At 63.6% G+C, this 16,336-nt stretch carries 12 protein-coding genes; 4 read left to right on the top strand and 8 right to left on the bottom strand.

The annotated features are described in order from the left end of the window. Positions 1–58 precede the first annotated feature (58 nt). Positions 59–1,435 carry a YihY family inner membrane protein gene (locus ACQ4WS_RS16300; protein ID WP_436477901.1) on the top strand — a complete coding sequence of 459 codons (1,377 nt, stop codon included), beginning with the start codon at positions 59–61 and terminating at the stop codon, positions 1,433–1,435. A gap of 7 nt (positions 1,436–1,442) precedes the next feature. Here ACQ4WS_RS16300 and ACQ4WS_RS16295 read toward each other — a convergent pair whose 3' ends face one another. The 5 genes from ACQ4WS_RS16295 to ACQ4WS_RS16275 are packed head-to-tail and all read right to left on the bottom strand — an operon-like array spanning position 1,443 to position 7,396. Further along, the gene (locus ACQ4WS_RS16295; protein WP_436477899.1) at positions 1,443–1,757 is read right to left on the bottom strand and encodes a hypothetical protein; all 315 of its coding nucleotides are present in this window, start codon (positions 1,755–1,757) and stop codon (positions 1,443–1,445) included. Between the two features lie 54 nt (positions 1,758–1,811). Then, positions 1,812–3,812, bottom strand: coding sequence for a DUF6630 family protein (locus ACQ4WS_RS16290; RefSeq protein ID WP_436477897.1), 2,001 nt, complete (start codon positions 3,810–3,812; stop codon positions 1,812–1,814). A 30-nt stretch (positions 3,813–3,842) separates the two neighbouring features. Beyond that, positions 3,843–5,237, bottom strand: a complete 1,395-nt coding sequence (locus tag ACQ4WS_RS16285; protein ID WP_436477895.1) for a PoNe immunity protein domain-containing protein — start codon at positions 5,235–5,237, stop codon at positions 3,843–3,845. A gap of 34 nt (positions 5,238–5,271) precedes the next feature. After that, positions 5,272–6,084 (bottom strand): alpha/beta fold hydrolase, encoded by an 813-nt coding sequence (locus ACQ4WS_RS16280; RefSeq protein WP_436477893.1) that lies wholly within the window; start codon positions 6,082–6,084, stop codon positions 5,272–5,274. Between the two features lies 1 nt (position 6,085). Further along, positions 6,086–7,396: an O-acetylhomoserine aminocarboxypropyltransferase gene (locus tag ACQ4WS_RS16275; protein ID WP_436477891.1), complete on the bottom strand. Its 1,311-nt coding sequence runs from the start codon at positions 7,394–7,396 to the stop codon at positions 6,086–6,088. Between the two features lie 281 nt (positions 7,397–7,677). On the opposite strand from ACQ4WS_RS16275, the gene ACQ4WS_RS16270 reads away from it, so the two are divergent. Both ACQ4WS_RS16270 and ACQ4WS_RS16265 read left to right on the top strand, forming a co-directional pair. Beyond that, positions 7,678–8,301, top strand: a complete 624-nt coding sequence (locus ACQ4WS_RS16270; RefSeq protein ID WP_436477889.1) for a 2OG-Fe(II) oxygenase — start codon at positions 7,678–7,680, stop codon at positions 8,299–8,301. A 224-nt stretch (positions 8,302–8,525) separates the two neighbouring features. Beyond that, positions 8,526–8,972 carry a CBS domain-containing protein gene (locus ACQ4WS_RS16265; protein ID WP_010398828.1) on the top strand — a complete coding sequence of 149 codons (447 nt, stop codon included), beginning with the start codon at positions 8,526–8,528 and terminating at the stop codon, positions 8,970–8,972. Positions 8,973–9,039: 67 nt separating this feature from the next. On the opposite strand, the gene ACQ4WS_RS16260 is transcribed toward ACQ4WS_RS16265, so the two are convergent. Further along, positions 9,040–11,301 (bottom strand): putative bifunctional diguanylate cyclase/phosphodiesterase, encoded by a 2,262-nt coding sequence (locus ACQ4WS_RS16260; protein ID WP_436477887.1) that lies wholly within the window; start codon positions 11,299–11,301, stop codon positions 9,040–9,042. 417 nt (positions 11,302–11,718) lie between these two features. Here ACQ4WS_RS16260 and aroC point away from each other — a divergent pair, with 417 nt between their 5' ends. Continuing rightward, a complete protein-coding gene (gene aroC / locus ACQ4WS_RS16255) occupies positions 11,719–12,813 on the top strand; it encodes a chorismate synthase (protein WP_436477885.1) in 1,095 nt (364 codons plus the stop codon). Positions 12,814–12,924: 111 nt separating this feature from the next. Here the strand turns inward: aroC and ACQ4WS_RS16250 are convergent, their stop codons facing one another. Together ACQ4WS_RS16250 and ACQ4WS_RS16245 are read right to left on the bottom strand one after the other, a co-directional pair. After that, entirely contained in the window at positions 12,925–14,421 is a 1,497-nt protein-coding gene (locus ACQ4WS_RS16250; RefSeq protein ID WP_436477883.1) for an HDOD domain-containing protein, read from the bottom strand. Then, on the bottom strand, positions 14,418–16,097 hold the full coding sequence (locus ACQ4WS_RS16245; protein WP_436477881.1) for a putative bifunctional diguanylate cyclase/phosphodiesterase: 1,680 nt from the start codon (positions 16,095–16,097) through the stop codon (positions 14,418–14,420). The genes ACQ4WS_RS16250 and ACQ4WS_RS16245 overlap by 4 nt, the downstream gene beginning before the upstream one ends. Positions 16,098–16,336: the final 239 nt, after the last annotated feature.

Genomic DNA, 16,336 nt, shown 5'->3' with positions numbered 1-16,336 from the left:
TATAGGGCGCTTTACAGCCTGATACGACTGCTGTCATGGCGCCGTTCTGATTTTGCACATGTTTTCAAAATATATATTCCCCCTCTTTCAATACCTGTGGCGCGCCCTGAGCATGGGACTGGCCGTCGTGCGCGGCCTGACCTGGTCCGAAACGCGCGACCTGCTGCAGTTCGCGCGCCGCCGCGTGCGCGAGGAAAGCCTGCCGCAAGTGGCCGGCAGCCTGACGTTTGCCACCGTATTCGCGCTGGTGCCGCTGCTCACTTTGGCGCTGGCCATCTTCACCACCTTCCCCTTGTTTAACACCTTCCGCCACGCGCTGGAAGATTATTTCGTGCAAAGCGTGATGCCCAAGGGCATATCGAACACCATCCTCGGCTACCTGACGACGTTCGCCTCGAAGGCCACGCGCCTGTCGGCCATCGGCGCGGGCGCCCTGATCGTCACGTCGGTGGGCATGATGGGCTTGATCGAGCGCGTCTTCAACCGCATCTGGCGCGTGCGCCAGGAGCGCCGCTGGAGCAAGCGTTTGCTTGTTTACTGGGCCATCGTTACCCTCGGACCGCTGCTGGTGGGAGTATCGCTGACGGTGACCTCGCGCCTCTTCATGGCCACCAGCGGCGTGGTGGGCGCCGTGCCCTTCCTTGGAGCCGTGTTTTATACCCTGGTGTCGGTCGGCCTGACCATGCTGGCGTTTACCCTGCTCTACATCGCCGTGCCGAACCGCGACGTGGATTGGCGCGACGCGGCCTGGGGGGGCTTGCTGGCCGCGCTGGCCTTCGAGGTGGCCAAGCGCGGCTTCGGTGAGTTCATCCAGGAATTTCCAACGTATTCACGCATCTACGGCGCGCTGGCCGCCTTGCCGCTGTTCCTCGTGTGGATATACCTGAGCTGGATGATCACCCTGGTGGGCGCCTTGCTGGTGGCCGCCTTGCCCGTCGTGAAATACGAGCGCTGGTGGTACGAGGCGGCGCCGGGCAGCGAATTCGTCGACGCTGTCGCCATCTTGAAAGTGCTGCACCAGGCCTGCCACTGCGCCGATTCGGCCCTGGTGGGCGCAGCCGAAATTCGCCGCAGCACGCGCCTGGGCTTTGAAGAGATGGAAACCCTGCTCGACAAGATGGTGCAGCAGGGCTGGGTGGGACGGGTCAACGTGGATGGCGCCGTGCGGGTGCAGTGGGGCAAGCGCGTGGCCGACAGTTCCGACCACTGGGTCTTGCTGGGCAATGTCAACCGCATCAGCCTGGCCGATGTCTACCGTTTATTCGTCTTTGGCGGCATGCGCGTGAACTCCGGCTATCCGGCCGGCTCCACCAATGAACGCGATATCCAGGCGGCGGAAGAAGCGGCCGCCCTGGCGGCGCAGGTGGAAAACGCCGTGGAGCAGGGGCTGGGCCTGACCCTGGCGCAGCATTTCGGCGAAGTGCGCTGCGCCTGAGCGGCGATCAGGTATCGAGCCGGTCGTACAGCAGCGCATCGAGCGCGCCCGTCAGCGTATTGCCTTCTTCGTCGAGCAGCGTGTAATCCTGCTGGCAGTCGCCGAGCGAGGCGCTGCCCTCGATGCCGCACACCAGCTGGTACGTGGCGTCATCGATCGCCAGCTTGATCAAGGCCAGGATTTGTTCGCGCTGGCCATCTGCCAGCGCCAGTCCGTCGAGCAGGGTGCCAAGCCGGGTCTGTCCCTGCCGTCCCTGCGCATACAAGGCCAGCAGCGATGCATTGGATGCGACGACATCATCGATGAATTTTTTCGCGTGCATGGTTACCTTGTCTTGAACTGGCGTGGCCTCATGGCCGCCGCAGGGTGGAAAAACTTACAGCAGCACGGGCCGCAAGGCCGCCTGCAGCGCCACCTTGCTGAACGCCGCCGCATCGGACGCGCGCACCACGCCCAGATAATACGTGTCCTCGCCACCGTGCATGTTGACCAGGCGCAGCTGATGCGGCGCCAGGTGGGCGGCGATGGCGGCCAGGCCATCGGCCATCGCGTCGCCATCTTTGCGCGCGGCCCAGTGGAAGTCCCGCAGCGCCGGCAGGCCGATATGCTGGGCGATGCGCGGCACTTCATCGACGGCTTTCCAGTCCAGGGTGGTGCCGTGGTCCAGTACATCGGCAGCCGTGGACCAGAGCAGGAAGAAACACGCCGCCTCGGGCGTGTCGCCTTCGTATTCTTCTTCCGGGTCGTCTTCCGCCAGTTCTTCCAGCGTGATGTCCACGCAGCGCGCGGCCAGTGCCGCATCGCCCAGCAAGAGCATCGCGGCCATGGCGCGCAACTGTTCGCGGTCAGCCTTTTGCAATATTTGCGCCGGCGTAAAGCTGTTGCGCGGCACCGCTTTCTTCTTGCTCAGCCCCATGGCTTCGCTCAACTGGGCCGTGACGGCCGCCTTGAAGTTTTCCACGGTGTCGAACTGCTCCAGCAACTGGCCCGTGAAATCCATGCTCCAGGCCATGCCATCCTTGACCACATATAAAAAATCGCTTTGCACGGCCACGCCGCGCAAATGGTGTGCGGGCGGATACAGGGGCGTGAAGGCCTGTTTTCCATCGAGCGTCAGCATGCAGGCCAGCCCCTGCGCATCGATGGCAAAGATCAGGTTCTTGCGCAGCTTGGGCGGCGACGAGGTGGTGGCGCAGTCGATGGCTTCGTACTGGCAGGGCGCCAGCAGCTCGCCCTGGCTATTGACCAGGCCAAACAGGAAGCGGCCACCGATGCGCTGGCTGACGACGGCGATTTTTTTCTTCGTGCCGAAATCCTGCACGGAGCTGTAGGCGGGCGGCACCATGACCTTGCCTGTCTTGTCGAGCACGCCGCAGACATTGCGCTTCTCGTCATCGTCTGCCTGGTCTGTCTGGCGCTCGATGTCGATCAAGCCGTCTTCGCGCAGGCAGATGTTGTCGACCCTGTCGATGAGCAGCGCGCCATCGGGCAGGCGCAGCAAGCGGCTGGCGCCGTCCGCATCGATCTGCTGCAACAGATGGGGGCTGATCACATACAGGGCGCCGGGGGCGGGCGGCAGCACCACCGTACCGTTGAGGTTCAGCACGCCGTGCGCGTCGGGGGCGTCCGCCGTGGCAAAGGTGATCCAGCCATCGTCCGCGTAGTAAACGCCCAGGTCGACATAGCGCTGCGACAGCGGCACGATCCAGCGGCCATACGGCGTGACCAGGCCGGTGACGGCCGGTTCGCCGGCGGTACTCACTTCATAGCACAGCGCGTCTTGCTCCCAGCCCACCACTTCCAGGCCTTGCAGGAAAGGCAGTTCGTCCGCGCCCAGTTCCTCGACATCGGCCAGCTGCGCATCGGCCGTGGCCGACCAGTAGCCGGTGGCGGGCGAAGTGGCGCCGGCAGCCAGCAGGGGCGCCAGCGCTTCCCGGTCGCCGCGCTGCAGGGCAGCGTGCAAGGCTTGCGCTTCGGCGCGCAGGGCCTCGAGCGCGGCCGCGTATTGCGGCGTGTCGATATCGTACGGGATCAGCTGGACGCAATCGAGAATCAGCCACGCCTGGCCACCGGCCAGCAGGGCGCTGATGGCGCTGCGCGCGACGATGGCGGCCGCGTCGCGCGGCCTGTCCATGAGCGTTGACAATGCTTGCCAGCTGGTTTGCGCCTGGATCATTGGCGCGGCCAGCACGCAAGGGCAGTCTTCGCCATCGCCGTAGATGGGCCAGGCGACGGCTTGCGTGCCGGCGCCGATGAGCAGCTTGAACAGCATGGGCATGTCCAGCCGCCATTCGGCCAGGCCGGTAATCGTGTCGGTGTCGAAATCGGCCTGGCCGGGCAAGACGGCGGTGCTGAACAGGGCTGCGGTATTGATCATGGATATTTATCTAAAAGTGAACGGGGGTATTCAGGGTGCGGGCGGCATGACCAAGTGCGCCAGCGCGCTGCGCTCCAGGCCCAGATGCTTGGCCACGGCGGCCGCCTCGAAGGCCCACAGGCCGTAATAGCCGCCCAGGCCGTGCGCGCGTAAATGGCCGTTGAACCAGTCTTCCTGTACCAGCGCGCCATGCCAGCTGGCCAGGTATTGCCGCAGGTGTTCGAGCTGCTGCGCGGGATCGTCTGCGTCGAGGCAGTCGAACAGGGCTGAGTAGGGCTCGGCGAAATACCATTCGTCGACGGCGGCACGCTGCGTATCGATGGTCGACAGCAGCGCCTCATACACACCGTCTTCGCCATCGAAGGCTGTTTGCAGGGCGGCCAGGCGCCTGGACAGATCGTGGCGGCCGAACAGCAGGGTTGCGCCCAGCAACTGCAAGGTGCGCGCGTAATCCGTCAATTGTTCGAAATCAAAGGCCGGCAAGGCATCGTCATCGTAGGCCTCGGCCAGGGCCGCGCGCGCCGTTTCGCAGGCGGCGACGGCCGCTTCCAGCGCCGTTTCCACGTCGGGCAAGGGCAGGCCGGCCGTGTAGCGCAGCGAGAATACCTGGTAAGCCGTGCTGGCGGCGGCGCACGCCCAGTAGGCGGCATCACCTCCGTCGTCTTGCGCTTGCGCCTGCGCGCGGACATAGGCTGCCAGCAGGGTGTCGAGGTAAGCAAGGTTGCGGCTAAAGTCGAAAGGGGCGGGCGGCAGCTGGCGCGGCGCGCAGGGCCAGGGCGCGGATGAAACCGGGCAGGTGGCGGCGCAATCGCGCTGGATAGCCCAGTCGGCGAAGATTTGCTGCATATACTGCGCCGTTTCGTCGTCGTGGACGATGGCGCCGACGCCCACAAAGGTCGTGCCCAGCAGGGTGTAGCCAGGGAAGCGGCTGCTTTCGTAGGCGATGGTGGTCACGCTCTGGATGGTCCTGCCGTCGCTCAGGTCGCGCACGCGGAAGTACACGTCGTCCCAGCCGGCCAGCGGAGGCGCTGGCGGTTCATCCGGCAGGGTGGTCCAGCTGCCGTCCGCCTGCTCTTCGTAGGCCTCGAGCAGCTCGTCGAGGCCACCGGGGCGGTCGATGCGGTTGTTGGCGTCGTATTGCAGGCCCAGTTCGGCCGCGAAAGCTGCCGCGTGGCGGCCCTCGAAGACCAGATACTGGGAGCTCGTGGTGCCGACCAGCAGATCCGTCTGCTGGCCCGCCACGGCGAGCGCTTGCGGCAGCCTGCACCATTGGTAGTACGGAATGCCGGCCATGGGCCCGCCTTCGTCCGCCAGCGGGTTAGTGAAGCGCAGCTGTTCCAGCCATGTATAGCGTTCGTGCCGCTCCGCTTCCGTGCCGCTGCCTCGGCCAGTCAATTCATCGAGCAGGGTATTCAACAACATCATTCAACTATCCTAAAAAAGTGTGCGTGGCATGGCATCATGTCGGGGTGCTTTGCGCAAACGCAAACAGCGCGTCGAGCACGGCGTCGGGCTGCTCGGCCATCAATTCATGCCCGCTGTCGACCTGCACCACGGTGCCATGCGCTATGGCCGCTGTCAGCAGCCGGGTCGATTTGGGCGGCGTCATCATGTCGCGCGCGCCGAAAATGAATATAGTGGGGCAGTGTACCGAAGCGGCGGCGATTTCGCCGTTCGCGTAGGCATTGCAGGCGAAAAAATCCGTGTGAAACACGTGATCGGGGTTGCGGGCGGCGATGCGCTGTTTCAAGCGCCGCGCGCCGCCCATGGCATAGAAGCCCGGGCCGGGGAACGACGGCTTTTGCGCGATCGACGAGTGCGACCAGATATTGACCATGTCGATGGCCGCCTGTTCATCGTTGAGCGACGTTTCCAGCAGCGCGGGCGAGACCTTCATCGGGTAGGTCGAGCCCAGCATGGCCAGGTGGCTGACGCGCTCTGGCGCGAGGAATGCCGCTTCCAGCGCGATCAATGACCCCATGCTGTGGCCGATCAGCATGGCCTTGTGCGCGCCAGCCGCGTCCAGCACGGCCAGTATCCAGTGCGCCATTGCCCCCACATTATCCTTTGCTCCACCCAGGCTGCGCCCGTGGCCCGGTAAATCCACGGCCAGCACGTTCCAGCCGTGGTGGGCGAAATAGCGCGTCTGCAGGGCCCACACGGAATGGTCGTTTTGCGCGCCGTGGATGAAAACGGCCGTCGGCTGGCTCGGGTTGAATGGTTTGCCGCCCGTGTAGCAGTAGGCCGTGGCGTTCTCGATAGTGAACAGCATCTCAGGCGCCTTTCTGCGACAGTTTCAGGCCGCGGGCCAGGTCTTCAATCAAATCGTCCGCATCTTCCAGGCCCACCGATAAGCGCATGGTGCCTTGCGTGATGCCCGCCTGCGCCAGTTGCTCGTCGGGCATGCGGAAATGCGTGGTGGAGGCGGGGTGGATGACGAGCGACTTGGCGTCGCCCACATTGGCCAGGTGCGAGAAGATCTTGAGGCTGTCGACGAAGCGCTGGCCCGCCGCGCGGTCGCCGCGCAGGCGGAAGGTGAACACGCCGCCAGCGCCTTTCGGCAGCAGGCTTTTTGCCAGTTCGTAGTCGGGATGCGTTGGCAGTTCGGGGTAGGATACGGATTCGACAGCCGGATTGGCCAGCAGGAAATCGATGATTTTGCGCGTGTTGGCCACGTGGCGATCCATGCGCAAGCCCAGGGTTTCGATGCCTTGCAGGATGGCGAAGGCATTGTGCGGGCTCATGACGGCGCCGAAATCGCGCAAGCCTTCGCGCCGCGCGCGCAGGGCAAAGGGCGCCACCGTCGATTCCTCGGCGAAGACCATGCCGTGAAAGCCCTCATACGGTTCGCACAGTTCGGCGAAACGGCCCGTCTTGTCGTAGGCCGCTTGCCAGTCGAAGGTGCCGCCGTCGACGAGCAAGCCGCCGATGGCCGTGCCGTGGCCGCACAGGAATTTGGTGGCCGAGTGGAACACCAGGTCGGCGCCATGCTCGAAGGGGCGCAGCAAATACGGCGTGGTAAACGTCGAATCGAGCATCAGCGGCAGCTGGTGCTCGTGCGCCAGGACGGCAATCTGGGGGATGTCCAGCACGTCGAGGCCGGGATTGCCCAGGGTTTCTGCGAACAGCACTTTCGTATTCGGGCGGATGGCGGCGCGCCAGGCATCCACGTCGCGCGGGTCGACAAACGTCGTCTCGATGCCGAAGCGTTTTAATGTATAGGTCAGCAGGTTGTGCGAGCCGCCGTACAGGGCGCGCGAGGCAACGATGTGCGATCCCGCGCCGGCGATGGTAGATAAACCAAGGTGCATGGCGGCCTGGCCGCTGGCCGTGGCGATGCCGGCCACGCCGCCCTCCAGCGCGGCGATGCGTTCTTCCAGCACGGCGTTGGTGGGATTCGAGATGCGCGAGTACACGTGGCCGGCCCGTTCCATGTTGAACAGCGAGGCTGCATGCTCCGAACTCTTGAAGGCAAACGAAGAGGTGAAATGAATGGGCGTGGCGCGCGCGCCCGTGGCCGGGTCGGGCGCCGCGCCCGCATGCAGGGATAAAGTATCGAAACCGGGGTATTTCGGGCCGCTCATGGTGTCTCCGCCAAGTTTTATAGTGGCAAGATCGTAACCTGATTTACAGCTGAGCAAAAGGCCTCCCGTGCAGGGCGCATGGCGCCGTGCTGGCGGGCCGGGCGTGTAACTCGAAGTCGAAAAAAGTGACCGGCTCCCCGTGGCGGTGTTAGGATGCGGGGTCAGTGATATTCGGGCTGTTCGACCTTCGCGCGTGCGCCGCACCGCCAGGAAGCTGCTGCAAACGAACGAAATCCTGGGCTTCAGGCGCACTCTCATGTATGTCCACCAGGAAAGATTCTATGCCCGCAATATCGTTCGACGGCGCCCTTGCCGTGCCCGGACCGTCTATCGTTGACGGCCTGTGCCGCGCAGGCTGGCTGATGCAAGAGCATTTTATCTCCCCTGAACTGAGCCGTGAGCTGGCCGCCGAATGCGTGCAATCCATGCTCAGCGGCAAGATGAAAGGCGCTGGCGTGGGCAGCGGCCATGCGCCCCTGCTGCAGCCGGACATCCGCGGCGACCATATCGAATGGCTGGATACGGGCCGCTCAAGCGCCTGTGACCGTTACCTGGAGCATATGGAAGCGCTGCGCCTTATGCTCAACCGCGAGTTGTTTCTGGGGCTGGAAGAGTACGAAAGCCATTTTGCCCTGTACGCGCCGGACGCCTTTTACCGGGCCCATCTGGACCGATTCCGCGACGACGACAAACGCACCGTGTCCGTCGTGCTGTACTTGAACGATGACTGGCTGCCCGCACACGGCGGCGCGCTGCGTTTGCACCCGCAGGAGGGCGAGCATGTCGATATCGCGCCGCAAGCGGGCCGCATGGCGATGTTCATGTCCGGCGAGATGCTGCACGAAGTGCTGCCGACGGCGCGTGAACGCCTATCCATCGCCGGCTGGTTCCGCCGCAGAGCGTGAGAAAAACTACTGCGCGTCGCGGGGCACGGCCGGCGATGCTCACGGTACTCGCGTACCGCTGCGCTTCTCGGCCGCGCCGCGCATCCGCTCGCTACGTTTTTCTTGCCCGACAATCCCCCCCGATTTGATTGCGCGCAAGGCTGGATTTTTCCGCAGGCATAGGCTACAGTCGCAGTAAGGGCTAGAATAACTAAAATACCAATCACGCGGACAGGACGGCCAATATGAAAGTATCTGAAATTCTCCAAGTCAAGGGCAATATCCTCTACACGGTCACGCCAGACCAGCCCCTGCTTGACGCGGCCAATACCATGGCTGAAAAAGACATCGGTTCGCTGGTGGTCATGGAATTTGGCGACCTGGTCGGCATGCTGACCTTTCGCGAAGTGCTCAACGCGCTGCATGAAAACGCGGGCCAGATCGGCGGCGGCACCGTGCGCAAGCACATGGATGACCATCCGATCACCGTGACCCCGGACACGGAAGTCAATGAAGTGCGCCGCATCATGCTGGAAAAGCACGCGCGCTACCTGCCCGTCATGAACGCCAAGACCTTGCTGGGCGTCATCTCCTTCTACGACGTGGCGCGCGCCGTGCTGGAAGCGCAAAGCTTTGAAAACCAGATGCTCAAGGCGTATATCCGCGACTGGCCGGCCGAAACCACCGACTAAGCTTCGCTGATGCAGTAAAAACAACGCCGGCAACTGCCGGCGTTTTACATTCAATGCAAGGAGGCGCCTACGCCGCCCCCTGCAGCGCCTCGTTGTTCAGCCAGGTGCCCAGTGCCGTGGCCGTCATGGGGCGGGCGAACAAAAAACCTTGCGCCATCGGGCAGCCCAGCGCTTGCAGTATTTGCGCCTGCCGCTCGTCTTCCACGCCTTCGGCGATCACGGCCAAGCCCAGGTTGCGGCCCAGCTGGATGACCATTTCGGCGATGCTGCTGCCGCGTGCGGAACCCGTGATCTCGGTGACGAAGGCGCGGTCGATTTTCAGGCGGTCGACTTGCAGGCGCTGCAGGTAGGACAGCGACGAGAAGCCCGTGCCGAAGTCGTCGATGGCGATGCTCACGCCCGTCTGCTTGATCTGCCATAACATCTTGATCAGCAGGTCCGGCTCTTCCATGGCCATCGATTCCGTGATTTCCAGCTCGATGAATTCGGGCGGCGCCTGCGTCTCTTCCAGCGCCGCGCGCAGCATTTCCAGGAACAGCGGGTGGCGGAACTGCACTTGCGACACGTTGACGGACATGACGAAATTGCGGTGGCCCTGCTCGCGCAGCAGCACCAGTTCGCGGCAAGCCGTGCGCAGCACCCATTCACCGAGGTCGATAATGATGCCCGAATACTCGGCAATCGGGATGAAGCGGTCGGGCGAGATGAACTTGCCATCCGGCGTCTGCCAGCGCAGCAGCGCTTCGGCGCCGACAGGGCGGCGCGTGGTCAGGTCGATCTGCGGCTGGTAGACGACAAACAGCTGGTCCTGGCTGAAGGCCGTGCGCAGCGCGTGCATCATGCGTACCCGCTCGCGGATTTCGATGCCCATGCTGCGCGAGAAATAGAAGTGGCCGGCGCGCTGCTGGCTTTTCGCCCGTTTCAGGGCGATATCGGCGTCTTTCAGCGCATCGGCGCCCGTGCCCGCATGTTCGCCCAGCCGCACCAGGCCGAGGGTGGCGGACAGTTGCACATCCTGGCCATCGATACAGAACGGCACCTGGAACAGGGCCAGGATCTTGCTTGGGTTGACTTGCGAGGAATCGCCCAGCACGCAAAAGATGTCGCCGCCCAGGCGCGCCACCGTCAGCTGGGGACCCAGCTGGGTTTGCAGGCGGCCCGCCACGGCGATCAGCAGGGTGTCGCCGAACTGGTGCCCCAGCGCGTCGTTGGTCTCGGCAAAATGGTCGAGGTCGACCAGCGACAGGGTGGCGTCGTCGCGCGCCGGGCCGGCCAGCGTGGCGTCGAGGATTTCCACCAGGCGCGTGCGGTTCGGCAGCTTTGACAACTGATCGTAGAAGGCGGCATTGTGCAGGTGCGATACCAGCTCGACGTTGTCCAGGCCCACGGCGACATTGCTGCAAAAGACTTCCAGCAGGCTCTCATCGATGGCCGAGAGGGGGCGCGGCAGCATCAGGTAGGCGGCCGCGTCGCGGCTGGCCTTGCCCGCGAAGTACAGGGTGGCGTAGTCGTGCGCGTACACATTGCGCCGCTGCGCCAGGGTGTGCTCGATGGCGGCCATCACGCGGGGGTTTTGCAGGCCGCACAGGGCGCTGTGCGGCAAGCCGGAAAAGCTGCCCGTGCAGGCCGAGACGAGCAGTTCGCGGGAGCCGTTGTCTTGCAAGTCCTGCACGCACAGCACGCCGTCGGCGCGGATGCCCAGCAGGTCGGCGATCTGCGCCAGCACGCCGGCCGAGAAATTCTGCACACCGTGCAGCGCCATCAACTGCGTGCTGGCGTGGACGATACGATCCAGGCCGCGCCGGCTGGTGCTGATTGAACGGATTTGCTCGTACGAGCGGATGGCCGCCGTCACCGTGGTAAACAGCTTGATGCGCGTCAGTTCGGATTTGGTCTTGTAGTCGTTGATATCGAAATCGCGGATGGCGTCGATTTCCGGCGCATAGCCAGGCTGGCCCGTGCGCAGGATGATGCGCACATCCGTCATTTTCAGGGTTTCGCGGATGTAGCGCACCAGGTGCAGGCCCGCGTCATCCTGTTCCATCACCACGTCGAGCAGGATGACGGCGATGTCGTCTTCCTGCTTGAGCAGTTCGCGCGCCTGGCCGGCCGAATACGCATGCACGAATTCCAGCGGGCGGTGCTGCATTTCCAGATTGCCCAGGGCGAAAGTGGTGGTGGAGTGGACGTCTTCATCGTCGTCGATGATCATCACCCGCCAGACGCTGCGCGGTGCGACGGCCAGCGGCGGCGCTGGTTGCTCATCGAGGAATACCAGGTCGTCGTGATCGTCCTTGTTGGCGTCAAGGGGGATGATCGGTGCGGGCATGTATAGCTTCTCCAGGATGACTCGATATTTTTTACGAGCGCGTCGCAAAAGCCCATGGCGTTGTTGCGTTGCCCTTACCGTACTTGTACTTGCGTACTGTCTTCGGCAACGACGCCTAGCCCTGGGCATTTGTGACGTACTCTCGGCGCAGCCTTGAACCTGCATTGTGTGGCGCGCTTTGATTCAAGTATATAGCTATTTAATAAGCAAAATGTTTTTTTAAGCCTATTCTGCAGAGCAATATTTCTTGTATTGCACGATTGCAACTCTTATTTGGTATTTTGTAGATGAAAAAACACGCGGGATTTTAAAATGGCGAGAAGGGTGGGGCAATATCGGGGCTGGTCGCGGCATTAGCGGCATGGCATGCCCCGCAGGCTGGTAGAATTGAGTTTTCCAGTCTTCACACCTCCTACTATGTCCGGCAATTCTTTTGGCAAGCTGTTTACTGTTACCACTTTCGGCGAATCGCATGGTGCGGCCATCGGCTGCGTGATCGATGGCTGTCCTCCAGGATTGATCCTGTCGGAAGCCGATATCCAGCCCGAGCTGGACCGCCGCAAGCCGGGCACTTCGCGCCACGTGACGCAGCGCCAGGAATCCGATACGGTCGAGATTCTCTCCGGCGTGTACCAGGGCGTGACGACGGGTACGCCCATCGCGCTGCTGATCCGCAATGAAGACCAGCGCAGCAAGGATTACGGCAATATCGCGGAAAGCTTCCGTCCCGGCCACGCCGACTACACCTACTGGCATAAATACGGCGTGCGCGATCCGCGCGGCGGCGGGCGTTCCTCGGCGCGCCTGACGGCGCCGGTGGTGGGTGCGGCGGCCATCGCCAAGAAATGGCTGCTGCAGCAATACGGCACCACCTTCAAGGGCTGCATGAGCCAGCTGGGCGACATTGCCGTGCCGTTCCAGTCGTGGGAACACGTGCATGCGAATCCGTTCTTTGCCGCCAGTGGCGACGCGGACCTGATCGCGCGCATGGAAGCGGCCATGGATCAATTGCGCCGCGATGGCGATTCCATCGGCGCGCGCATCGACGTCATTGCGCAAAACGTGCCAGTCGGCCTGGGCCAGCCCATCTATGACAAGCTCGACGCCGACATCGCCTACGCCATGATGGGCATCAATGCCGTCAAGGGTGTGGAAATCGGCGCCGGTTTCGATTCGGTGGCGCAAAAGGGTTCCCAGCACGGCGACGAACTGACGCCGGAAGGTTTTATCGGCAATAACGCCGGCGGCGTACTCGGTGGCATCTCGACGGGGCAGGATATCAGTGTCTCAATCGCCATCAAGCCGACTTCGTCGATCCGCACGCCGCGCCGCTCGATCGATAAAGAGGGCAATCCCGTGATGGTGGAAACGTTCGGCCGCCACGATCCGTGCGTGGGCATCCGCGCCACGCCGATCGCCGAAGCCATGCTGGCGCTGGTACTGATCGACCACGCCCTGATGCACCGCGCGCAATGCGGCGATGTCAGCGTGAGTACGCCGAAGTTGAAGTAAGCTGAATCTTGTCGGATTACGGGCCTGCGGCCCTAATCCGACCTACGACCGATGCCATGTAGGTCGGATTAGCGCTTGCGCGTAATCCGACACCATTGTCGGCGCTTCCTGTCACGCCACCTTGTTCGCCACCAATTCCAATTGATGGCGCATCTCCACCGACTGCACCAATAACGCCCGGATATCGTTGATCAGGTTAAATTCCGTCTGGTTCAGCTGGATCGGCGGGAAGCTGTCGTCCCAGTCGCCGTATAAAAATCCCGTGGGGTGGCCGTTGGCCGACAGGGGCAACACGACGAAGCTGCGCGCCTCCGACAGGGTGGCTTTCCACCATTGCGGCAGCTTGGCGGCAAATTTCGGGTCGCGCGCATTGTCGATGAAGATCACGCGGTCGCTGTTGAGGGCCGCGTGGAACACGTTCGGCTCATACGCGTCGCCAAACACCATCAGGTCCTGCAGGTCGGCCATGCCTTCGCCCATGCTGATGCGCGCCGAATACAAATGATCCCGGTGGTTGCGCACGAACGCCACCGAGCGCGAAAAATCGAAGCCCTGGTGCAGCGTTTCGAGCGCCATCGAGACCATTTGGCCCGGGCTGGCGCTGCCGATGGCGCCGCGCAGCTCGGCCAGGCCACCGATCAGCACGCGGTTGCCTTCGGCGCGCATGCGCGTCGACGCCAGCTGGCGCGCGCGCCGTTCGGCCGGTTTCGACAGGGGCGCGATCGACAGGTCGGCCGCCGCCATCGCCTTGGCCTTGTCCACCGCCACTACCAGGTCGGCCGCGGTGACGCCCAGGGTGCCCGCATAGTCGTCGAGCAGCGCGTGCACCTGCGCCGCTCCGGCCGCATCGTCATGCCACAGCGAATCGGCGCAGCGCGCCGCCATGGTCGACAGTCCCGCCATCCAGTCGGCGCCGCTGACGGGCAAATTGTCCGGCGACGGATCCATGGGGCGCATGCCGTTGATCAGGTGCTGCGGCAAGCCCCAGTGGGCGGCTGTCGCATAGCCCACTTCCGGCAGCGACAGGCCGAGGATTTCGCGCGCGGCGGCCGCCTCGTTGCCGGGACCGGCATGCGCCTGCATGCGTGCCCAGAAGTCCGTCATGTAGAACGTCACCATCATGCGGCCCAGGGTGTGCAGCATCGAGCAGACGACAGCCTGCTCCGCCTGCAGGCTGCCGGCGCTGGTGGCCACCTGCTGCGCCACCATCCCGGCCAGCACGGCCTTTTCCATTTCCACGTGGGCGCTGACGGAGTCCGGCGACGCCTGCGACAGCTCCTCGATCAGTTTCAGGCCCAGCGCCAGGTGGCCGATGGCGTCGATGCCCAGCACCAGCACGGCCTTCGAGACCGTGTTGACGCGCTGGCCGAAGGCCGAATACATGCCGCTGTTGGCCAGCCGCAGCACCTTGTGCGTGAGGACAGGGTCGGACAACACCGTTTGCGTGATGTCGAATTCGTGGTCATCTTCGCCGCGCATGGCGCCCAGGATGGCGCTGATGGCTTTCGCGAAGCCTGGCATGTCGCCCTGCTGGCGCGTGCGCGCCCACAGCAGGTCCAGGGTGTTTTTGCCGAGCTGTGTCGGCGCCGTGAAATGACCTGGATTCATTGCACCCCTCCGCGCGGATCATTGGCAGATGGCGCAGGCACCAGCGCCGCATAGGTTTTGTCGCTCAAGGCCGATAGCGCGGCATGGGCCGGCATCGGTTTGCCCGTCAGGTAGCCTTGCACATACTGGCAGCCGCGCGACTCCATGAAATGCATCTGCTCCTCGGTTTCCACGCCCTCGGCCACCACGGACAGGTTCAAATGCTTGGCCAGGTCGAGAATCGTGTTGCAGATGGCGGCATCCTTGCTCGATTCGGGCAAGTCTTTGATGAAGGTGCGGTCGATCTTCAGCACGGAAATGGGGAAGCGCTTCAGATATGCGAGCGAGGAATAACCGGTGCCGAAATCGTCGATGGCGATGCGCGCGCGGCGCTCCGTCATCTTGACGAGGATGGTTTCCGCATGCACGGGGTCGATCATCAGGGTGCCTTCCGTGATTTCCAGCACCAGGTGTTCGCCGGAGAGCCCGGAAAACGCGATGGCGTCATCGAGCACGTCGAGGAATTTGTCGTTGCGGAACTGGCGCGGGCTGATGTTGACGGAGATGTACAGCGGCCGCTTGGCCACTTCCTGGAACTGCTTGAGCTGCACGCAGGCCGCCTTCAGCGCCCAGGCGCCCAGCAGATTGATCAGGCCATTGGCTTCGGCAATCGGGATGAAGCGCACGGGCGGCACCAGGCCCAGGGTCGGGTGCTTCCAGCGCATCAGGGTTTCGAAACCCTGGATTTGCCGCGTGTGCGCATCGACGATGGGCTGGTAAAAGAGTAAAAACTCGCCTTCGCGCACGGCGTGGAACATGGCCGCTTCCAGCGAAATATCGTGTTCCGACGGGCCATTCAGGCGCGGGCTGTAGACCAGGCAGCGGGCCTTGCCCGTTTCCTTGGCGCGCGACATGGCTGCATCGGCCAGCGCCACCAGGCGCACCTCATCTTCCGCGTGTAGCGGATAGATGGCCACGCCGACGGACGCGCCCACGTAGATCGTGTGGCCATCGACTTCGAACGGCGCCTGCAGGGTGGCCAGCAGGCGGCCCGTCACCAGCTTGATTTGCGCGTCCGTGGCGCTGCCGGGCAGCACGGCGACGAATTCATCGCCGCCCACGCGCGCCAGGGTGTCGCTGTCGCGCAGGGTCTTGCGCAATCGCGCGGCGGCCAGGCGCAGCACGGCGTCGCCGACGGGATGGCCCAGGCCATCGTTGACCTTTTTAAAGCCATCGAGGCCGATGGTGGCGACCGAAAACCCCTGGCCCGAACGTGCCGCCTGGGCGATCACCATGCGGATGCGGTCCGACAGCAGCAAGCGGTTCGGCAAGCCCGTGAGCGCATCGTGCGTGGCCATGTGGCGCAAGCGTTCTTCCGTATTGTGCTGGGCCGACGTGTCGCGTCCGACCACCAGCAATTCGGCGCTGCCGTCCCCGTTCATATAAGAAGACAGGCGCAGTTCGAACCAGATTTCCTGGTCCGGCGTTTGCAGGCGCACTTCCAGGCGGCCCGGTTCTTCCAGCGCGTCTTCCAGCGCCGCTTGCAGGGCCGCGCGCGATGCTTCGGTGGCCAGCGGCAGCAGCAAATGGCCGGACAGGCCCGAGGTCGCGCCGAACAGGGTGGCCGCGCGCTTGCTGGCGAACAGGATCAGGCCGTCCGTATCGAGCCGGAACACGACGTCGCCGGCCTCTTCCATGAGGTTGTCCAACTCGTGGCGAGGCTCGCGGTGGGCGGCGGATGGGGTACTGGAAAACATCGTGCTGGCTTTTACCTTTTTGTTATCAGTGCCGGCGCTCGCTGCAGGGCAGGGCGCCAACGGAAAGAATGCATCGTGCGTGAGGCGTGCCAGAGTGGCCGAAAGGGCGGCTATCGGAACGCGATCCACACGAAATGTATCATTGAAAAGCACCCGATTACATGAAATAGAGCAACATT

This window comes from Janthinobacterium leeuwenhoeki, from assembly GCF_051380795.1.
GTDB lineage: Bacteria > Pseudomonadota > Gammaproteobacteria > Burkholderiales > Burkholderiaceae_D > Janthinobacterium.
The sequence above is the reverse complement of the archived record's forward strand: the minus strand, read 5'-3'. Positions and strand labels throughout refer to the sequence as shown.